Origin of the sequence: Candidatus Poriferisodalis sp. (genome assembly GCF_965219595.1) — a bacterium.
GTDB lineage: Bacteria > Actinomycetota > Acidimicrobiia > Acidimicrobiales > Poriferisodalaceae > Poriferisodalis.
The window spans coordinates 3,357,445-3,378,447 of record NZ_OZ244781.1; the positions used below are offsets into that span (position 1 = coordinate 3,357,445).

Annotated in this window: 16 protein-coding genes; 7 read left to right on the forward strand and 9 right to left on the reverse strand. The window is 66.4% G+C overall.

The features are described 5' to 3' along the window. The first annotated feature begins 47 nt into the window (after positions 1-47). Positions 48-899: a hypothetical protein gene (locus ACOQPE_RS14905; RefSeq protein WP_420609672.1), complete on the forward strand. Its 852-nt coding sequence runs from the start codon at positions 48-50 to the stop codon at positions 897-899. 54 nt (positions 900-953) lie between these two features. On the opposite strand, the gene ACOQPE_RS14910 is transcribed toward ACOQPE_RS14905, so the two are convergent. From ACOQPE_RS14910 to uvrC, 6 genes are all read right to left on the reverse strand, one after another. Continuing rightward, positions 954-2,294, reverse strand: coding sequence for a hypothetical protein (locus ACOQPE_RS14910; RefSeq protein ID WP_420611403.1), 1,341 nt, complete (start codon positions 2,292-2,294; stop codon positions 954-956). Positions 2,295-2,542: 248 nt separating this feature from the next. Next, the gene (gene tpiA / locus ACOQPE_RS14915) at positions 2,543-3,316 is read right to left on the reverse strand and encodes a triose-phosphate isomerase (protein WP_420609673.1); all 774 of its coding nucleotides are present in this window, start codon (positions 3,314-3,316) and stop codon (positions 2,543-2,545) included. Positions 3,317-3,336: 20 nt separating this feature from the next. Further along, entirely contained in the window at positions 3,337-4,506 is a 1,170-nt protein-coding gene (locus ACOQPE_RS14920) for a phosphoglycerate kinase (protein WP_420611404.1), read from the reverse strand. Between the two features lie 14 nt (positions 4,507-4,520). Further along, positions 4,521-5,525 (reverse strand): type I glyceraldehyde-3-phosphate dehydrogenase, encoded by a 1,005-nt coding sequence (gene gap, locus ACOQPE_RS14925; protein WP_420609674.1) that lies wholly within the window; start codon positions 5,523-5,525, stop codon positions 4,521-4,523. A gap of 89 nt (positions 5,526-5,614) precedes the next feature. Continuing rightward, positions 5,615-6,529 (reverse strand): RNase adapter RapZ, encoded by a 915-nt coding sequence (gene rapZ, locus ACOQPE_RS14930; RefSeq protein ID WP_420609675.1) that lies wholly within the window; start codon positions 6,527-6,529, stop codon positions 5,615-5,617. A gap of 29 nt (positions 6,530-6,558) precedes the next feature. Beyond that, on the reverse strand, positions 6,559-8,415 hold the full coding sequence (gene uvrC / locus ACOQPE_RS14935) for an excinuclease ABC subunit UvrC (protein ID WP_420609676.1): 1,857 nt from the start codon (positions 8,413-8,415) through the stop codon (positions 6,559-6,561). A gap of 164 nt (positions 8,416-8,579) precedes the next feature. Between uvrC and ACOQPE_RS14940 the strand changes: the two genes are divergently transcribed. From ACOQPE_RS14940 to ACOQPE_RS14960, 5 genes are all read left to right on the forward strand, one after another. Further along, positions 8,580-8,915, forward strand: coding sequence for an STAS domain-containing protein (locus tag ACOQPE_RS14940; RefSeq protein ID WP_419853797.1), 336 nt, complete (start codon positions 8,580-8,582; stop codon positions 8,913-8,915). 8 nt (positions 8,916-8,923) lie between these two features. Then, a complete protein-coding gene (locus tag ACOQPE_RS14945; RefSeq protein ID WP_420609677.1) occupies positions 8,924-10,096 on the forward strand; it encodes a PP2C family protein-serine/threonine phosphatase in 1,173 nt (390 codons plus the stop codon). 91 nt (positions 10,097-10,187) lie between these two features. Then, positions 10,188-10,616, forward strand: a complete 429-nt coding sequence (locus ACOQPE_RS14950; RefSeq protein WP_420609678.1) for an ATP-binding protein — start codon at positions 10,188-10,190, stop codon at positions 10,614-10,616. Next, on the forward strand, positions 10,609-11,898 hold the full coding sequence (locus ACOQPE_RS14955) for an ABC transporter substrate-binding protein (protein ID WP_420609679.1): 1,290 nt from the start codon (positions 10,609-10,611) through the stop codon (positions 11,896-11,898). The genes ACOQPE_RS14950 and ACOQPE_RS14955 overlap by 8 nt, the downstream gene beginning before the upstream one ends. Next, positions 11,895-14,150: a sensor histidine kinase gene (locus tag ACOQPE_RS14960; RefSeq protein ID WP_420609680.1), complete on the forward strand. Its 2,256-nt coding sequence runs from the start codon at positions 11,895-11,897 to the stop codon at positions 14,148-14,150. The genes ACOQPE_RS14955 and ACOQPE_RS14960 overlap by 4 nt, the downstream gene beginning before the upstream one ends. Here ACOQPE_RS14960 and ACOQPE_RS14965 read toward each other — a convergent pair whose 3' ends face one another. Both ACOQPE_RS14965 and uvrA read right to left on the reverse strand, forming a co-directional pair. Continuing rightward, the gene (locus tag ACOQPE_RS14965) at positions 14,151-14,729 is read right to left on the reverse strand and encodes a carboxymuconolactone decarboxylase family protein (RefSeq protein WP_420609681.1); all 579 of its coding nucleotides are present in this window, start codon (positions 14,727-14,729) and stop codon (positions 14,151-14,153) included. It lies immediately after the preceding gene. 48 nt (positions 14,730-14,777) lie between these two features. Next, entirely contained in the window at positions 14,778-17,630 is a 2,853-nt protein-coding gene (gene uvrA, locus ACOQPE_RS14970; protein WP_420609682.1) for an excinuclease ABC subunit UvrA, read from the reverse strand. A gap of 111 nt (positions 17,631-17,741) precedes the next feature. On the opposite strand from uvrA, the gene ACOQPE_RS14975 reads away from it, so the two are divergent. Then, entirely contained in the window at positions 17,742-18,833 is a 1,092-nt protein-coding gene (locus tag ACOQPE_RS14975; protein ID WP_420609683.1) for an S-(hydroxymethyl)mycothiol dehydrogenase, read from the forward strand. On the opposite strand, the gene uvrB is transcribed toward ACOQPE_RS14975, so the two are convergent. Further along, complete coding sequence (gene uvrB / locus ACOQPE_RS14980; protein WP_420609684.1) at positions 18,830-20,944, reverse strand: excinuclease ABC subunit UvrB; 2,115 nt, start codon at positions 20,942-20,944, stop codon at positions 18,830-18,832. The two genes, ACOQPE_RS14975 and uvrB, sit on opposite strands and share 4 nt — an antisense overlap. Between the last annotated feature and the right edge of the window lie 59 nt (positions 20,945-21,003).

The window sequence follows — 21,003 nt, forward strand, 5'->3', positions numbered from 1 at the left end:
CGGCGCCTCCCCGAGCGAAGGCCCGAGTGACCTGACAAGATTCGGGCATGCCGTCGCTCAGCTACCTCGCCGTGCTGCTGTTGGCATTCCTTGGAGTTGACCACAGCGATACCCACGACGACCTCGGTGACCCGTGCCCCACCAGTCAGGTGAGCGATTACGGAGACGGATATGCCGGTGATTGGTACGCATGGGAGCGTTGCTTGCTCGGCGATCGCCGCGGCGACGTACCCGAGTGGCGGCTGGCCCGCACCGACATACACACTCTGGCGGCCGAAATATGGGCCGAGTACGAGCCGTGGGTTAGGCAGGCGCTCACTCGCAGCGGCAGCGGCTGGGAAACCAACGAGCAGCGACCTTGGTGGCGTCAGGTAACCCGCGTTGACCTTGAGCCGCTTCGGGTCCATATCGGTGCTCAAGCGATAGCCGATCACTGTCCAGGCAATCGCGGGTGCGCTGCGCCCTACACGGCCAGTGGCTGCACGATTCCGTGCCAAGCGCCATTTCCCTCCGAGGACACCGGCCACGCCGTATGGCATTGGGCCGACGGCGGCAGTGTCAGCTACGACTTGCGTGCGTCCTACATTGCGGTGGAGGAGAACGGCGTCACGATCGCGGATCGAAACCTATTCCTGTTGCTACACGAAATCGCTCATGCCATCGCGAGCCGCCAGTGGTATGGGCCGTCCCTCTACGACGACACCGGTCCCTCGGCGGCGGTACAACGAGGCACCAGCGGCCATGGGCATGGCTTCCGATGTCTCCTACTGGACTCGTACCACCGTCACGGCCGAGGCGCCGTTCCCGACGATGTGTACCGACCGCTCAATGATGTCTGCATGGCCCTTGTGCCCGACTATCCCCGCCCGATCACCGCGCCGCTACCGCCCAACAGATGAGAGCGATGCTTGGGGCCAGCTCCGCAGACTGCGCCAATACACGCGCAGGCAGCATCACCGAAGCGGCACTTCGGATTGGCCGGAACCATTGCGACCCCAGCACACCATGGCGCCGTCGGTACGTAATCCGCATGAGTGCCAGAAACCGGCCGACACACTGGTGAATGCCCCTGACGGAGCGTCAGCTTCGCCGTCAGCGTTGTAGCCCCAGCACTGAACTCGCTCGTCGGTCCGCAGGGCGCATGTGTGCGCGCCGCCTGCCGACACAGCTTTGAATTGACCTGAGGGAGCTACAGCACGTCCGTCGTTGCCGGAACCGTTGTAGCCCCAGCAATGCAGAGCCTCGCTCTGCCGCAGTGCACAAGTGTGGTTCCCGCTCCCGGAGATCGCGGTGAACCGGCCGGGAGGCTCGTCGGTCTCGCCGTGTATGCCGCCACCCCAGCAGGTCACGGTGCCGTCCACTGACAATGCGCAAGAGTGGCCGGTGCCAGCGACGACGGCTGTGTATTCACCGCTAGGTGTCTCGGCGGTCAGGGAAGCATCGCCCCAGCATTCGAGAGTCCCATCGGTCCGTACGGCACAAGAATGACGCCAACCGCCAGCAGACACGGAGGCAAAGGTGCCCTTCGGGGCACTCGCCTTACCGGCCGTGTTGCTGCCCCAACACTGAACCTCACGACTTGTACTCACAGCACACGAATGGTCCAAGCCCGTCGAGACGGCTATGAAGTGGCCCGCAGGTGGGTCGGTCTTGCCAACGCTGCTATCTCCCCAACATTGGAGAGTCCGGTCAGTCCGCAAAGCGCAAGTGTGATTCCACCCTGCGGAAACTGCGCTGAACGTAGCGAACTGCCCAGGCTCTGTGCTTTCGGGCAGGCTCGCGGCGCGTTCTCCGACCGCCGCAGCCGTCAGCCAACGGTCGGTGCCGCTCAAACGTTCCACGGTTCGACCGGCAAGCTTGGAGTTGGGAACCGCCGCGGTGCCGCCGACCACATACACGGTGCCGATCGAGGCTGTGAGTCGCGCCCGTTGCGTTGCGGGCATCGACTCGCCGCGATGGCCTGCCAAGATCACGCAGTTGGTGCCAAGCGCAGCGGCCAATGTGACTGCGCTGTACAGATCAGGCTGCGCGCGAGAGTCCGATGCCGCTACCACTGCGACCTCACCGGCACAATCCGAGTCGGTCCACGGCTCCGATCCCAATGTGAATGCGTCAGTGCGCGGCTGCGCTCCGGAAGCCGGTACACCAATCACGAGTGCCATGAGCGTGACGGCTACCAGTGCCGCGGACCACCCACGTCGGACTCGATGATCGGCGTTTCTCGACTGGGTGGACGAAGGGGCCAATGGGGACGGGAACAATCGCATATCGATGAACACGGTAACCCTGCTCATGTGCCTGGCCACCGGGTCGCTCCTGAGCGATGCCGATCACGCGGTCCCTAACCCGCCCACAGAGAACGACCTCACTCCCGGCTGCCGAGGCACCACGTTCGCTTGGAGTCGCGGAGCCGTCAGCACGAGAGGGCATCGCCCCGAGTTGGCAGATACCACTGCGGCCAGCGCGCAGCCTCTGCCTCGCGAGCGCCACAGCGTCCCTGGCCCAGACGACTGCCGTTGCCTAGGCCTGACCCATCGGCAGTTCAGGGTCGAAGCGCGGATTGGACTATCCGGGCGAACTGAACAGCGTCGAGGGAGGCACCGCCGACGAGGGCACCATCGATGTCGGGTTGTGCCAAGAGCTCCGGAGCATTGGCGGGCTTGACTGAGCCGCCGTACTGGATGCGGACCTGCTCACCGGTTCCCCGGCGCATGCCGTCGACAACGCCACGGACGGCTGCGCACATCTCCTGCGCGTCGTCAGGAGATGCGTTGCGTCCGGTGCCGATGGCCCAGATGGGCTCGTAGGCCACCACCAGGGTCTCGAAGTGGGCCTTGGTGAGCTTGGCGAGACTGCCTCGCAGCTGCGTGCTGACGACATCGACCGCCTGTCCGGATTCGCGTTCGGCGAGCGTTTCGCCGACGCAGACGATCGGTGTCATGCCTGCCTTGGCCACGGCTGCCGCTTTGGCGGCTATGAACTCATCGGTCTCGCCGAACAGCGCCCGACGCTCACTGTGGCCGACGATGACGTAGCTCACGTCGAGCTTGGCCAGCATTGCCGGCGACACCTCGCCGGTGAAGGCACCCTGGTTCTGGTCGTGGCAGTTCTGCGCGCCCAGCTTGAACTCCAAGCGGTCCGCGTCGATGACCGTCTGGCAGCTCCGCAGATCGACAAAGGGCGGGTGCAGGCTCACCTCCACCTGGTCGTAGCGGTGGCGGGCCAGCTCGTAGCTGAGCTTCTGGCAGAGCTGGATGGCCTCAAGGTGATTGAGGTGCATCTTCCAGTTCCCTGAAATTAGGGGCGTTCGGCTCATCGTCGCTCTCCCCGATTGGCTCACCGCTGCGGCGAGTCTCGCAGGGCAGCGAGCCCGGGCAGATCGCCGTGCTCGATGAGCTCGAGGCCCGCCCCTCCCCCGGTCGAGATGTGATCCATGTAGGGCGCCAGCCCGAACTGGGCCACGGCCGCAGCGCTGTCTCCGCCGCCGACCACGGTGAACGCGCGGGAGTCCGCCATCGACTGGGCCACTGCGCGGGTTCCCGCGGCGAATCGCTCGTCTTCGAACAGGCCCATCGGGCCGTTCCAGAACACCGTTCGGGCTCCTGCGATCACATCGTCGAACTCTGCCGCTGAGCCGGGGCCGATGTCGAGGCCCCGGCATCCGTCGGGCAGGCTGCGGCCCATCTGACGCACCGTCCCGCCGGCATCGAGGGCGGTGATGTCGTTGGGCAGAACGATGCTGGCGCCGCTCCCCAGCAGGCGTTCGCAGGTCTCGATGAAGTCGGGCTCGCACAGCGAGTCGCCGATCGGGTGACCCAGTGCGGCCAGGAAGGTGAAGCACATGCCCCCGCCGATGACCAGCGTGTCGACCACATCTATCAGCGCCTCAACCACGCCGAGCTTGTCGCTCACCTTGGCGCCGCCTAGCACCGCCACAAACGGCCGCTTGGCGTCGGTGCGCAGGCCGCCGAGCACATCGGCTTCCCGCTGCAGCAGTCGGCCCGCGGCGCTCGGCAGGCGCTGCGGCGGTCCCACGATGGAGGCGTGCGCCCGATGGCTCGCACCGAAGGCGTCGTTCACGTAGCCGTCGAACGCAGCCGGATCTGTACCCGCTGGCGAACCGCCGAATGGGACAGGGAGGCTGCCGGAGACGAGCGCCTCCACGAAGGCCGGATCGTTGGACATCTCTCCCGGGCTGAAGCGGAGGTTCTCGGCCAGCGCGACGCCGGGGGCCAGCGCCGCAAGACGTTCCGCCGCAGGGGCCAGCGAGTAACGCTCATCTGGGACGCCCGACGGCCGGCCCAGGTGCGAGCAGGCCGTGACGGAAGCTCCGCGCTCAGTCAGCCAGCGCAAGGTCGGCAATGCCGCCCGGATGCGCAAGTCGTCGGCGATCTCTTGCCGACCGTCCCCGCCGTCACGCAGCGGAACGTTGAAGTCGCACCGAACCAGGATGCGCCGGCCGTCGAGACCACCGAGCCGCTGCTCGAGGTCCTCCAGCGCCGGCAGGCTGCCGGCGTCGCTCATCGGTTGCAGGTGATGCCGACGAGGTCGACAAGCCGGTTCGAGTAGCCCCACTCGTTGTCGTACCAGGCGAGCACCTTGACCATGCTGCCCATCGCCATGGTCAGACCGGCGTCGAACACGCAGCTCGCCGGGTTGCCTACGATGTCACTGCTCACGAGCGGGTCTTCGGAATAGTCCAGAACGCCGGCCAGCGGGCCGCTGGCCGCAGCAGCAGCGAAGGCCTCGTTCACCTCGTCGACGCTGGGGCTGGCGTCCAGCGTCGCCGTGAAGTCGGTGATCGAGCCGTCGGGGATCGGCACCCGCAGCGAGGTGCCGTCGAGCTTGCCGTCCATCGCCTGCAGCACGAGCCCTGTCGCCCGGGCGGCGCCGGTCGAGGTGGGGATGATGTTCACGGCTGCCGCGCGGGCCCGGCGCAGGTCGCCGTGCGGCCCGTCCACCAGCGACTGGTCGCCGGTGTAGGCGTGGATGGTGGTCATGAGGCCCTGCTGCACACCGAAGGCCTGGTCGAGCACCTGCACCATCGGCACGAAGCAGTTCGTCGTGCAGCTCGCGTTCGAGACCACCTTGTGCGCTTCGGGGTCGAAGTCGCCGTCGTTCACCCCCACCACAAATGTGGCGTCGGCGCCGGACGCAGGTGCCGACACAATCACGAGCGGTGCTCCCGCGTCGAGGTGCATGGCCGCCTTGTCACGGGACGTGAAGATGCCGGTCGATTCCACAACGACGTCGACGCCGTAGTCACTCCAAGGCAGGTCAGCCGGGCTGCGCTCTGACAGCACCGGCAGCACTGTGCCGTCGATCGAGATGCCGCCCTCGGCAGCAGCGATGTCGTGCGGCAGGTTGCCGAGCACCGAGTCGTACTTGAGCAGGTGGGCCATGGTGGCGGTGTCGCCGAGATCGTTCACCGCCACGATCTCGATGTCGCAGTCGGGGCGGTCGGCCGCCCGATAGAAGTTGCGACCGATCCGGCCAAAACCGTTGACGCCCACGCGCACGCTCATCTGCTGTTGTCCTCTTCGCTCTGCGGGCCTGGCGGGCTGCCTGCACCCCGGCCCGTTCCGTCGCTAGCTGTCTAGCGGGCAAATGGTGGCTAGCGGGCGATGTCGCGGTGGCGGCAGTGCAGATCGTGGCCCGCCTCGGCGAGCAACCGCGTCACCTCCTCGGCAATCGCCACGCTGCGGTGACGCCCGCCGGTGCAACCCAACGCAATCGTCAGGTACGACTTGCCCTCGGTGCGGTAGGAGGGCAGCAACGATTCGAGCAACGGCATCAGGTGCTCAACGAACGTGCCGGTCGCCGGCTGGCCGAGTACCCAGTTGCTCACTCCCGGGTGCAAACCGGTGAACGGCCGCAGCTCAGGCACCCAGTGCGGATTCGGCAGGAAGCGGCAGTCGAACACCAGGTCGGCATCGGGGGGAACGCCGTGCTTGTAGCCGAACGACATGACCGCGGTGCGCATCTGCGGCTCGTCGCCGGTTGACCCGAACTCATCGTGCACCCGGTCCCGCAGCTCGTGAACGTTCAAGTCGCCGGTGTCAATGACGACATCGGCCGTTTCTCGCACATCGGCCAGCAGCTCCCGCTCCAGTTCGATGGCGTCGATAACCGACTCCGCCACTGGTTCCGCCATTGCCTGCTCTGGGGTATCGGCGATGGCCGGCTGATCGCCGGTGTGCAACGGGTGCCGCCGGCGGGTGTCGTCGTAACGCCGCACCAGCACGTCGGTGGGAGCATCCAGGTAGACGACGCGCACCGCGGCATTGAGCTCGCGCAGCTGCGAGATCGCCGTCACCAGATCCTCCCGGTACTCCCGGGTGCCAGCCACCAAGGCCACTCGGCGCAGGCGGGCACCAGGCCGAGCCACCATGTCAGCGACATCGCCGATCAGATGCGGTGGCAGGTTGTCGATGACAAACCAGCCGAGATCCTCGAGCGCGTTCGCGGCAGTCGAGCGGCCGGCGCCAGACAGACCCGCGACGATCACGAACTCAGGCCCTCCAGCCATGCGACCGAGCGTACGACGGGCGCTGCCTGCTAGCTCGGGTGAGTTGCGGAGTACACGTTCTCTGCCACGGCGTCGGGCAGCCAGCTCAGCGCCCGCAAGTCGTCGAGCGCCGCCGACTTGACCGCACCGACGCTGCCGAGCTCGCGCACAAGCCGCGCTCGCCGCTTGTCTCCCAGCCCGGCGATGCCGTCGAGCACTCCCCGCTTCATGGCCTTGCTGCGCAGCCTGCGGTGATACGACACGGCGAAACGGTGGCTCTCGTCGCGCACTCGCTGCAGCAGGTATAGCGCTTCGGACTGGCGAGGGATCCGCACCGCCTCGGAGCGGCCCGGCACGAACACCTCCTCGAACTGTTTGGCGAGGGCGCACACCGGTATCTGCTCGCGGAGCCCCATCTCGTCAAGTACCGCGGCCGCCACGCCGAGCTGCCCCTTGCCGCCGTCCACCACCAAGAGCTGGGGCGGGTAGGCGAAGCGGCCCTGCTCGGATGCCGGCAGGTCACGCTCGGCCAGGTAGTTCCGCAGCCGCCGGCGCAGCACCTCGTCCATGGCCGCGTAGTCGTCGTTGCCATCGACATTTCGAAGCCGGAAGTGCCGGTACTCGCTGCGGCGAGGCAGGCCGTCTTCGAGCACCACCATCGAGCCGACGTAGTTGGTTCCCTGCAGGTGGCTCATGTCGTAGCACTCGATGCGCAGCGGCGGCCGTGGCAGCTCCAAGTGCTCGGCCAGCTCGTTCAGCGCCCGAGCCCGGCTGTTGTGGTCGCTGCCGCGACGCATCCGGTGCCGTGCGAGCGATTCGCGTGCGTTGTGCCGTGCCGTGTCCATCAGCGCGCGCTTGTCGCCCCGCTGCGGGATGCGCAGCGTCACCCGGGAACCACGCTGCTCGCTCAGCCATTGCTCGTACAACGCTGTGTCCGACGGCAGTTCCGGAACGAGCACGAGCTTGGGCCATCCCAGCGGGTTCTCCTCGTGATACAGCCCCGAGAGCACACGGGAGACCAGCTGCGGGCCGTCGAGTGCCTCCACCTTGTCCACGACGAACCCTCGCTGGCCCATCACCCGCCCCTTGCGCACAAAGAACAGCTGGACCGCCGCTTCCAACTCGTCGTCGCTGATGCCGATTACATCGAAGTCCTCGTTGCGGGTCCCGGCGAGCTGCTGTTTCTCGATGGCACGCCGGACACTGGCGAGCCGATCCCGCAGCCGGGCTGCAAGCTCGAACTCGAGCTCGGTCGACGCATCGGCCATGCGTTGTTCGAGATCGTTGACGATCGCATCGGTGTCGCCTTCGAGAAAGCGCACCAGCTCCCTGACGAGCCGGTCGTACTCGTCACGCCCGATCTCGCCGACGCACGGCCCTGCGCACTGCTCGATGTGGTAGAGCAGGCATGGCCGACCGAGCCGCTGGTGGGTGGCCAGCTTGTTGTCGCTGCATGTGCGGATCGGGAACGTCCGCAGCAGCAGGTCGAGCGTCTCGCGGATGGCGTAGGCGTGCCCGTACGGCCCGAAGTACCGATTACCACGCTTGCGTCGCCCGCGCATGACCATGGCGCGAGGCCACTCGTCAAGCAGGGTCACCGCCAGAAACGGGTACGACTTGTCGTCACGCAGCCTGACGTTGAAGCGCGGCTGGTGCCGCTGGATGAGGCTGTACTCAAGCATGAGCGCCTCGACCTCGGTCGATACTTCGATCCAATCGACGGACGCGGCCGAGGCGACCATCTGTGCGGTGCGGAGCGGCAGGCCGGCGGGATCGCCGAAGTAGCTGTTCAGGCGGGATCGAAGGCTCTTCGCCTTGCCCACGTAGATGATCCGCCCGTCCGCGTCCAGGAATTGGTAGCTGCCCGGCGTATCCGGTACTGATCCCCCCTCAGGGCGCAGACCCACACTCGCAGGTTAAGAGGTAGGGCCGAATAGGTGGATACCGCGAAGGTGTGTAGTAGGTTTCGCCGACGTAAGGCCTGAATTTTGGGGTGTCGGATCGGGCATGCCTCAGGTCTGGCATGATGCGGTACTTCCGCATCTCGTAGCTGCGCAGGAGGCTGCACAATATGGAACTCGCACAGGAGCGGGACGCAGGCACGAACGTGATCAGTCCAGCGGGCCGGGTGGACGGATCGAACTCCGCCGAATTTCACGAGTCGCTGATGGCTGCTCTTTCGGGCGATGACAACCGCGTCATCCTCGACATGGGCGGCATCGACTACATCAGCAGCGCCGGCCTACGCGTTCTGTTGCTGCTCGCCCAGCATCTGGGCGGCAGTTCGACGCCCTTCGCCGTTTGCTCGCTCGCAGCCTCGGTCGACGAAGTGTTCCGCATCAGCGGCTTCAATCAGATCATCACGGTGTTCGGAACGCTCGACGAGGCGAAGGCACAGCTGGCGTAGTTACGCCCATGTCCCAGCCCTGGCGCATCCTCGTCGTTGACGACGAGCCCGATCTCGAGCCGCTCGTCCTGCAGCGCATGCGGAGACACATCCGCAGCGGCAAGTACGAATTCGAGTTCGCGGGCAATGGCCTGGAAGCGCTCGAGAAGCTGCGCGCCGACGACAGCATCGACCTAGTGCTGTCCGACATCAACATGCCCCAGATGGACGGGCTGACCTTGCTGTCCCAGCTCGGCTCGCTCGATCAGGACCTGCGGGCGGTGATCATCTCCGCCTACGGCGACATGGGCAACATACGCACGGCCATGAACCGGGGCGCGTTCGACTTCGTCACCAAGCCGGTCGACTTCGACGATCTGCAGATCACTATCGAGCGCACGGTCGAGCATCTCCGGCAGTGGCGGGAGGCCACGGCATCGCGCGACAAGCTGGTCACGCTCCAGAACGAGCTCGACATCGCCACCAACGTGCAGCAGTCGATCCTGCCGTCCGACTTCCCGGCGACGTCGAAGTTCGAGATCAGCGCCAACATGGTGGCGGCCAGAAACGTCGGGGGCGACTTCTACGACTATGTGAATGCCCCGGACGACCGGATGTTCGCGACCGTCGCCGATGTCTCCGACAAGGGCATCCCTGCCGCATTGTTCATGATGTCGAGTCGGACTGCCCTCAAGGGCGCTGCCATCGGCACCGGCTCGCCGCGCGAGGCCCTCATCGAGGCAAACCGCGTGCTGCAGGCCGACAACCCCACGCTGATGTTCGTCACCGTCATCATGGCGGTGTACGACCCCCACAGCGGTGAGGTGACGTACTCCAGCGCGGGGCACGATCCGCCGGTGGTCGTGCGGGCCGACGGACACGCCGAGCAATTGCCCGCCATGGGAGGCATCGCCTTGGGTATAGCGCCCGAGGACATCTTCGTGAAGAACCTGACGGAGCACACGATCACACTCGAACCCGGCGAGACGCTCCTGCTCTACACCGACGGCGTCAGCGAGGCGATGAACGTGTACCACGAGGAATTCGGCATCGCGCAAATCCTCACGCTCTTCGAGGGCAACCCGCCGAACAACGCCGACGAAGCGATGAAGACCGTGTTCGATGCCGTTACCGAATTCGCCGGGGAGGCCCCCGCCTCCGACGACATCACCTGCTTGACACTGCACCGGAATTTGTCATGAACAGGCCCACGTTCAGCAGCATCGGTGTCGCGATTGATCCGCTGGCCGGCACTGGACTGCTCTGCGGAACCCCCACTTCGGAGCACCACTCATGCGACGTTCGCTGAACATCACACCAGTGCCCGGCGCTGCTGCAGCCGAAGCGCTCCCGCGCATCGTGGCATTCGTCGAGGAGATGGCCGAGCTCGACGACTGGGCACCCGACTTGGTGCTGAGGTCCAATCTCATCCTCGAGGAACTCATCTTGAACACGCTGACGCACGGGCGTACCAGCGGGCTCAGCGACATCGAGATCACGCTGGAGAGCGGCGAGAATTCGGTCACCATCACCCTCGTCGACGACGGCGCGGCATTCGATCCCCTGAATGACGAGCCGTCTCCCGATACCAATCTGCCGCTCCAGGAGCGATCGATCGGCGGATTGGGGCTGCACCTCGTGCGCACGATGGCCGAAGACCTTGCGTACAGGCACGCCGACGGCAAGAACCACCTGACGCTGGTCGCCCGGGCTGGTGCCTGACGGCACGGCGAGAATGCGCGCCGTCGCCTCGGCGGCGGCCCTTGCCATTGCCGCCGCTGCCCTGCTCGGCGCTTGCAGCGACTCAGGCGGCGGATCAGAGGGCTCGGGTCCCTCGAACACGATCGCAGCTCCGGTCCGCCCGACCGTTCCCGACAATCTCAGCGACGAGACTGGTGTGTACGCCGATCGGGTCGTATTCGGGCAATCCGCCGCCCTCGGCGGTGCCGCAGCCGAACTCGGTTTGGGCATGCAGCTCGGGATCCAGGCGGCCTTCGAAGAAGCCAACCGCGCCGGCGGCGTGAACGGGCGACAGCTCGTTCTCGAATCGCTCGACGACAAGTACGAGCCCGAGGCAGCCATCGCCAATACTCGTGCTCTCATCGAAGAGCGCGAGGTGTTCGCCCTCATCGGTGCCGTCGGCACGCCCACATCCCGATCCGCGACACCGGTTGCCGCCGCCGCCGACGTGCCGTATGTCGCGCCGTTCACCGGGGCCGGATTCCTGCGCAACGACGACTGGACCAACATCGTCAACCTGCGCGCCTCCTACGCCCAAGAGACCGAGGAGATGGTGGAGCGGCTCACTACCGACCTCGGCATCGACCGCATCGGTGTGCTCTTCCAAGACGACTCGTTCGGGCGAGCGGGCTACTTCGGCGCACTGGCCGCCCTGGAGCGACGCAACATGGAACCGGTCGCGATCGGCTTCTACCCCCGGAACACCACGGCTATCAAGTCGGCACTGCTGGACTTGAGAGCGGGCAACCCTGAGGCCGTCATCATGGTCGGTGCGTACGAGCCCGTGGGCACGCTCATTTCCTGGGCGCGCAATACGGGCTTCGATCCTGTGTTCATCACGCTGTCTTTCGTCGGAGCGAACGCGCTCGCCGACCAGCTCGGTGCCGAAGGCGAGGGGGTGCTCGTCACCCAGGTCGTGCCGTTCCCCTTCGACGACTCCACGCCGGTCGTCGCCGCCTACCAGGCCGCCCTGCGCGAGATAGACCCCGACGCGGTTCCCGGCTTTGTGTCGCTGGAGGGCTACATCGCCGGACGGCTGGCGATTGCGGGTCTGGAACAGTGCGGCAGCGCGGTGTCGCGTGACTGTTTCCTGAACTCCATCTTGGGGGCTGACGAACTGGACATCGACGGCTTCACCATGAACTTCGGTGACGGTGAGAGCATTACCGAGGACAATCAGGGATCCGACGCCGTCTTCGTCACCCAGATCGGAGCCGACGGTGCCTACCGATCCATCGAGACGCTGACAAGCACAGAGCGATGACCGACACTGCCGCCACTGAAGAAGCGCCGCCGAGCGATTCCAACGGAGTGCGCGAGCACCGCAAGCCGGCGGTACTTCAACGGATCTCGACCCAGATGTACGCGGGCATTGCCGCCCCATTGTTCCTGACGCTGGCTGCCAGCCTCGTCGCCTGGATCTCATTCACTCGTGTCGGCGAGGCGGAGAAGGAGGTCAACGAAGGCGCCATTCCGGAGCTGAGTGCTGCGTTCGGCGTGGCCGAGTCGAGCAACCGCCTGGTGGCCGGCGGTCCGGCACTCGTGTCCTCCACGCCCGACGACTTCGAGAGCGTCGTAACAGGCATCGCAGCGGCACGATCCGAGTTCGAGACACAGTTGGAGTTGTTGTGGAACCGCGGCACCGGCTCCATGTGGCTCGGCGAGATGCGCGGTTACGCCGCTCAGCTCAACTCGAACATCTCCGCCATCGAGGCTGAAATGCCCGAGTACTTCGAACTCGGGACGGAGGCCGACGAGCTCAGAGCCGAAGTGGATGCCGCTGTGCGCGAACTCGAGCGCCAGATCGTGCCGGCGCTCGACGATCAGCTCTTCTACCTAGTCGCCGGGCAGCGAGATCTCCATGCCCCGCCCGTAGCGGATGCCGTCCACCGCTCCGACGAAGAAGTGCGCTTGTACCGCCACTGGTCCGCCCTCGGCGGCGACGTCGCGCGGTCGGCCGAGCTGCTGGCCAGCGCATTCAGCGCATCGCAGTCGGCGCTGATCGAGCCGCTGCGGGAGAGCTTCGAATCTGCGAGAGACCGCATCGAGATCAGCGTGGCCACGCTCGACGTGGCAGCCGGCCCCGAATTCCGACCTGCAGTCGACCGACTCATAGCGCTCGGGCTCAACGACGGCAGCGTGTTCGATGTCACCCAGCGACGCCTGCAGATCGAGGAATCCCAGCGCCGACAGCTCGCCGAGAACCAAGCCCTGGGTGTGGCGCTGGTGGGCGAGATCGAGTCGCTCGTGGGTGCCGTGGAGACCGATGTCGACGTCGCCACGGCAGCCTCGGCGCAGGCCGTGAACACCGGTCGCCTGCTGCTGATCGTCATCAGCGTCGCCGGCGTTCTGGGTGCGCTGCTCATCAGTTGGCTGTTTGTCGGCAAGCGGATCCTGCGGCGCGTCGGCCAGCTGTCGAACCGTATGCGAGCCCTCGCAGGCGGCGACCTCGAAACCCCGGTCGAAACCGGGGGAAGGGATGAGGTGGCCGAGATGGCGGATGCGCTTGAGCAGTTCCGCCAGGCCGCACTCGAAGTGCAACGACTCAACCTGGTCGAGGAGCTGGCCGGTCAGCTCAGCGAGCGCAACGAGCAGCTGTCCCAGACGCTCGCCGACCTGGACCGTGCACAGGACCAGATCGTGGCGAACGAGAAGCTGGCGGCGCTCGGCGAGGTGACCGCCGGCGTCGCCCACGAGATCCGGAACCCGCTGAACTTCGTCAAGAACTTCGCCGAGTCGTCCGACGAACTGCTCGAAGAACTGCTCGAAGCGATCGCCGATCCCGAACCGGCCGACGATCAGGCCGACTACATCGCCGAGATCACCGGCGACCTCAAGGAGAACCTGACTCGCATCCGCGGGCACGGTGACCGGGCCAACCGCATCGTGGAGAGCATGCTCATGATGGGCCGGGGCGGCGGCGAGTCGCGCCCCGTGGAGATCAACGCCCTGCTCGACGAGCACGCCATGCTCTCCTACCACAGCGCCCGGGCGCAGGACGCCGATTTCAACGTGACCATCGAGCGCGACTTCGACCCCGATGTGGGCGAGCTGGAGGTCATCCCGCAGGACATGGGTCGCGTGTTCCTCAACCTGGTCACCAATGCCGGCTATGCCGCTAACGAGCGCTGGCGGGACCTCGGCGGCGAGCCAGGCAAGATGGTCACCGTGGGCGACGGCGACGACACGCCCTATTTCCCGACGATTTGGCTGAGCACTCAGCGAACCGACGAGTCCGCGGTGATCAAGGTTCGCGACAACGGCACAGGCATCCCGCCGGACGTCGCCCAGCGAATCTTCGAGCCGTTCTTCACCACCAAGCCCACCAATGAGGGCACGGGGCTGGGCTTGGCGATGTCAAACGACATTGTCCGAGGCCACGGCGGGCAGATCTCGGTGGAGAGCGAACCGGGCGAGTACACCGAGTTCACCGTGGAGCTGCCGCTCGAGCGCGCTGCCTCCGTCGAGCCGGTCGAGCCAGTCCAGACTGAGGACGCCGCGACCCCGGCGAGCTGATCAGTCTCCGTCGGGGAAGGGATCCTCCCAATCGGGTGGCAGCGGGATCTCGAAGGCATTCAGCGTCAGCGAGATCAAGCAGTAGTAGCCCACCGTGGTCACCAGCTCGATCACGCCCTCGGTGCCGAACTCCTCGACCGCTGCGGCGTAGGTCTCGTCGCTCATGCTGTGCGACTCGAGCAGCTCCGTTGCGACCCGGTGAGCGATGGCCTCCTGCCCCGTGAACTCGGCAGGCCTGCCGTCCCGGAGCGCATCGAGGTGGCGCTGCTCGATGCCCGCCATCTGAGCCAGGCGTTCGTGGGCGGCGAACTCGAACTTCGACCGGTAGTGCGCTCCGACCGTGCAGATGGCCGCTTCCTTGACTGGCTCGGGCAGGCCGCCCGCGAACCGGACGGCGGCACCCAGCGCCTGGGTGGGTCCCCCGATGGCAGGCGCCCGTACCCACACCCCATAGGGGCCCACGATGCTCTTGACGTTCAGATCGGAGGTCGCCGCGCTGCGCGGACCGCTGCGCAAGGCCTCATAGACCTCGCGCCCGCCGCCGGTCAACTCTTCGGGTGTGATCTCGGGCAGTCTCATCTGCGTCCTCTTTCGCTCGTGGGATTGGGGGGATTGGTACGGGGAAGCTCAGCCGACGAGCGGCGCCAGGTAGCGGCCGGTATGGGACTCGGGCGTCGCCGCGACCTGTTCTGGTGTGCCAGCGGCCACCACGGTGCCGCCGCCGATGCCGCCCTCGGGACCCATGTCCACGATCCAGTCGGCGGTCTTGATCACGTCGAGATTGTGCTCGATGACCACCACGGTGTTGCCGCCCGACACGAGCCGGTCGAGCACGCCCAGCAGGCGCCGGATGTCCTCGAAGTGCAAGCCGGTGGTGGGCTCGTCGAGGATGTAGATGGTGTGGCCGGTGGACCGTTTCGACAGCTCGCTGGCGAGCTTCACCCGCTGCGCCTCGCCGCCGGACAGCGTGGTGGCGGGCTGCCCCAGCCGGATATAGCCCAGGCCCACGTCGACGAGCGTCTGCATGTGGCGGCGGATGGGCGGCTGGGCCGAGAAGAACTCCAGGGCGTCCTCGCAAGGCATGTTGAGCACGTCCGCGATCGTCATGCCCTTGAACCGGATCTCGAGCGTCTCGCGGTTGTACCGGGCGCCCTTGCACACTTCGCAGGGCACGTACACATCGGGCAGGAAGTGCATTTCGATCTTGATGGTCCCGTCGCCCGAACAGGCCTCGCAGCGCCCGCCCTTGACGTTGAAGCTGAACCGCCCCGGCAGGTAGCCCCGCACCTTCGCCTCGTTGGTGGCCGCGTAGAGCTTGCGGATGTGGTCGAAGACGCCGGTGTAGGTAGCCGGATTCGACCGGGGCGTGCGGCCGATCGGCGATTGATCGATGTCGATGACCTTGTCGAGCGCTTCGGCGCCCTCGATTGCCGTGTGCAGGCCGGGCACCTGCTTGGACGAGTAGATCCGCTGCATCAGCGCCTTGTAGAGGATCTCGTTGACCAGCGTGCTCTTGCCCGAGCCCGACACGCCGGTCACGCAGATGAAACAGCCCAAGGGGAATTCGACGTCGATCTTTCGCAGGTTGTGCTCCCGTGCGCCCCGAACGGTGAGGCGGTCGTCGCCTCGGGGCCGGCGCAGCGACGGCATCGGGATCTCCCGCACGCCGGCGAGGTACTCCCCCGTCACCGATCCCGGTGCGCCCGCCAAACCGTCCACCGGCCCGCTGTAGACGATCTCGCCGCCGTGCTCACCGGCGCCTGGCCCGATGTCGACCACCCAGTCCGCAACCGAGATGGTCTCCAGATCGTGCTCCACCACCAGCACGGTGTTGCCGAGATCGCGCAGATGCAGCAGCGTGTCGATCAAGCGGCGGTTGTCGCGCTGGTGCAGCCCGATTGACGGCTCGTCGAGCACGTACAGCACGCCTTCCAGTCCGCTGCCGATCTGGCTCGCCAACCGGATGCGCTGCGCCTCGCCGCCGGCCAGCGTGGCCGCCGAGCGGTTCAGCGTCAGGTAGTCGAGGCCGACGTCGAGCAGGAAGTTCAGCCGAGCATCGATCTCCTTGATGATCGGTGCGGCGATGATGCGCTGCCGCTCCGTGAGGTCCAGGCCGTCGACGATCTTCGCTGCCTCGCCGATGGACGCCGAGCAGAGCTCGAAGATGTTCCGGCCGGCGACGCGTACGGCCAGCGACACCTCGTTGAGCCGCGCGCCGTGGCAGGTACCGCACGGCACCTCGCGCATGTAGCCCTCGATGCGGTTGCGCGACCAGTCGCTCTCGGTGTCGGCATGGCGACGCCGCAGGAACGGGATGACGCCCTCGTAGCGAGTGGTGTAGCTGCGCGAGCGGCCATAGCGATTGCGATAGCGCACGGTGATCTGCTCGCCGGCCGGCGCTCCCTCGAGCAGCAGCGTGCGCTGGCCCGCTTCCAGCTCGGCCCACGGCACATCGAGCGGGATGCCTTGCTGCTCGCCGACCGCTTCGAGCAGCCGGGTGAACCACTTGCCGGTTGCTCCCGCCCACGGGGCGAGCGCACCAGCCGCCACCGACAGCTCCGTGTTCGGCACCACCAGCTCGGGATCCACCTCGTACCGGGTGCCCAGGCCATCGCAGGTCTGGCAGGCGCCGTACGGGGAGTTGAACGAGAAGTTGCGTGGCGCCAGCTCCTCGAACGAACGGCCGCTGCTTGGCGAGAACAGGTGCTGGCTGAATGTCAGCATCTCCGATTCGTCGGCCTCGCCGTTGCCGGACGGAACCTGGCGAATCCACACGTGGCCATCCGCCAGCCCCAGCGCTGCCTCGACCGATTCGGCGAGGCGCTGGGAGATATCGCCACGCATGACCAGCCGGTCGACGATGACCTCGATGTCATGGTTGACGTAGCGATCCAGTCGCTCGATCTCATCGGTGCTGCCGAGCTCCAGCACCGAGCCGTCGACACGCACGCGGGCGTAACCCTGCCGGGCGAAGTCGCCGAGCTGCGTGTGATAGTCGCCCTTGCGTCCGCGCACCACCGGGGCAAGCACTTCGAAACGGGAGCCTTCGGCGAGCTCCATGATCCGATCCACGATCTGCTGCGCTGTCTGTCGCTCGACGATCTCGCCCGTCTGCGGGTCGTGCTGGATGCCGATGCGGGCGTAGAGCAGCCGCAGATAGTCGTACACCTCGGTGATCGTTCCGACGGTGGAACGAGGGTTGCGGCTGGCGCTCTTCTGGTCGATGGAGATGGCCGGCGACAGGCCTTCGAGGAAATCCACGTCGGGCTTGTCCATCTGGCCCAGGAACTGGCGTGCATAGGCCGACAGCGACTCGACGTAGCGCCGCTGTCCCTCGGCGTAGATGGTGTCGAAGGCCAGCGACGACTTGCCGCTGCCCGACAGCCCGGTGAACACGATCATGCGATCGCGGGGCAACTCCACATTGACATTGCGCAGGTTGTGCTCGCGCGCCCCGCGGACGATCAGCCGCTCACCCATTCGGGTGGAGCCTACCGGCGACCCCGCCGGTCATCCCGGACACAAACACAAGTTCGTACGCCAATCCGCCCACGCTCTGAGGGCGCAACCGGCAGAAGTAGGGTCGCGGTCATGCCACATGAAGTACAAGGTGTCGTAGCCGCAGCGGTCGGCGAGCCGGTCACGGTCGAGACGATCGTGGTCCCCGACCCCGGTCCCGGTGAGGTAATCGTCGACGTCCAAGCATGCGGCGTGTGCCACACCGACCTGCACTACCGCGAGGGCGCCATCAACGATGAGTTCCCGTTCCTGCTCGGGCACGAAGCCGCAGGCGTCGTGTCAGAAGTCGGCGACGGCGTCACCAATGTCGCCGTCGGCGATTTCGTGATACTGAATTGGCGCGCCGTCTGCGGCCTCTGCCGGTCGTGCCAGCGTGGCCGCCCGTGGTACTGCTTCGCCACGCACAACGCGTCGCAGAAGATGACCCTTGACGGCGTCGAGCTGTCGCCCGCGCTGGGTATCGGTGCGTTCGCCGAGAAAACCCTGGTGGCCGCAGGACAGGCCACCAAGGTGGACCCTGCGGCCCCGCCCCAGGTTGCTGGTCTCATCGGCTGCGGGGTCATGGCCGGCTTGGGTGCCGCGATGAACACCGGCGGCGTCGGCCGCGGCGACAGCGTGGCCGTATTCGGATGCGGCGGCGTGGGCGATGCCGCAATCTGCGGCTCCCGGTTGGCCGGAGCGCACACGATCATCGGCATCGACCTGGACGACCGCAAGCTCGACTGGGCCCGCGAGTTCGGCGCCACCCACACCGTCAACTCGGCAGGCCTCAGCAACGATGAGGTCGTCGAGGCGATCCGCGAGCTGACCGACGGCAACGGCGTGGATGTGGCCATCGAGGCCGTGGGCTTGCCCCAGACCTACGAGCAGGCCTTCTATGCCCGCGACCTGGCGGGCACCGTGGTGCTGGTGGGTGTGCCGAACCCGACCATGAAGATCGAGCTGCCGATGATCGAGGTGTTCGGGCGCGGCGGCTCGCTCAAGAGCTCGTGGTACGGCGACTGCCTGCCAAGCCGTGACTTTCCCATGCTCATCGACCTCCACCTGCAGGACCGCCTGCCGCTGGACAAGTTCGTCAGCGAGACGATCGGGATTGCAGGCGTCGAGGAGGCGTTCGAGAAGATGGAGCACGGCGAGGTGCTGCGCTCCGTCGTCATGCTCTAGGCGCTGGCGTCGCGCAGGTCTCGGCGGAGCTCCCTGAGCTCGTCTCGCAGGCGGGCTGCGTACTCGAATCGCAGGTCGGCGGCGGCTTCGGCCATCTCCTCCTCCAGCGAGGCGATGAGGCGTGTCAGGTCATCGGCCGGCAGGTCGCCGTAGGCAGCCTTCATCCGTTCGGCGTTCACGCGGCCCGACACCAGCTTCTCGGGCACCGGTGCCGTCTCGGCCGGGCCTCGCAGCACCTCGAGGATGTCGGTGACGGCCTTGCGGATCGTCTGCGGGTCGATGCCATGCTCGGCGTTGTACGCCTGCTGCAAGCCCCGCCGCCGGTTGGTCTCGGACACGGCGCGGTGCATCGACGGCGTGAACTCGTCGGCGTACATCACCACCTGGCCGTCGACGTTGCGTGCCGCTCGCCCGATGGTCTGGATGAGCGACGTCTCGCTGCGCAGGAACCCCTCCTTGTCGGCATCCAGGATCGCCACGAGGCTCACTTCGGGCAGGTCCAGGCCTTCTCGCAGCAGGTTGATGCCCACCAGCACGTCGAAATGGCCGAGCCGCAGATCGCGGAGGATCTCGATCCGCTCAATGGTGTCGATCTCGCTGTGCAGGTAGCGCACCCGCACGCCGAGCTCGAGCAGGTAGTCGGTGAGGTCCTCGGCCATCTTCTTGGTGAGCGTCGTCACGAGCACCCGCTGGCCCTGCTCGGTGACCCGCTCGATCTCGCCCATCAGGTCGTCGATCTGGCCCTTCGTCGGGCGCACCACGATCTCGGGATCCACCAGACCGGTCGGCCGGACGATCTGCTCCACCACCTGGCCACTCGTCCGCAGCTCGTACTCCCCCGGGGTGGCCGACAGGAACACCACTTGATTCAGCCGGTCCATCACCTCGTCGAAGCGCAGGGGCCGGTTGTCGCGCGCGGAAGGCAGCCGGAAGCCGTGCTCTACCAGGGTGTCCTTGCGCCGCCGGTCGCCGGCGAACTGACCGTGCAGCTGAGGAACGGCGACATGGCTCTCGTCGATGACCAGCAGGTAGTCGTCGGGGAAGAAGTCCAGCAGGGTGTACGGCGGCTCGTCATACACCCGGCCGTCGAGATGCATCGAGTAGTTCTCGACGCCGTTGCAATAGCCCAACTCGGCCAGCATCTCGAGGTCGTACTCGGTGCGCATCCGCAACCGCTGCGCCTCGAGCAGCTTGTTCTCCTTCTCGAAGAGCTGCAGCCGCTCGGCAAGCTCGGCCTCGATCTTGGCGATCGCCGTCCGCATCTTGTCTTCGCCGGTGACGTAGTGCGACGCCGGGAAGACAGTGACCTCTTCGAGCTCGCCGAGACGCTCGCCGGTCACCGGGTCGATGCGGCTGATGCGATCTATCTCGTCGCCGAACAGCTCCACCCGCACCAGGAACTCCTCGTAGGCAGGGTGGATTTCGAGCGTGTCGCCGCGAACCCGGAAGCGGCCCCGGACCAGGTTCGTGTCGTTGCGCTCGTATTGCATGTCGACGAGCCGGCGCAGCACAGCACGCTGGTCGACCATCTCGCCCACGCGCAGGTACAGCATCTGGCGCAGGTATTCCTCCGGTGCGCCCAACCCGTAGATGGCCGAGACCGATGCCACCACGATCACGTCCCGGCGGGTCAACAGGGCCGCCGTGGCCGAGTGCCGCAGCCGATCGATCTCGTCGTTGATGCTGGAGTCTTTCTCGATGTAGGTGTCCGAGGCCGGCATGTATGCCTCGGGCTGGTAGTAGTCGTAGTAGGAGACGAAGTACTCCACACGATTGTCGGGGAAGAACTCACGGAACTCGTTCGCAAGCTGTGCCGCCAACGACTTGTTGGGAGCGAGCACCAGTGTCGGACGCTGCGCCCGCTCGATCGTCCACGCGATCGTGGCGCTCTTGCCCGAGCCGGTGATGCCCAGCAGCGTCTGGAACCGGTCGCCGCGGATGACGCCGTCCGCGAGCTGGACCACGGCGCGCGGCTGATCGCCGGCCGGCTCGAAGCCTGCGCTGACCCGGAACGGATGGGCGGCAGTCGGCGCCGGAAGCCAAGGACGAGCTTGCCGCGACCTGTCCTCGCCGGGCTCGCCATGAGGCGGGGCCGTCGACACCGATGCCATGAGGCGAGGTTAAGAGTCTGAGATGCTCCCTGCGAGCAGCCGGTGTGGTTATCCTGCCG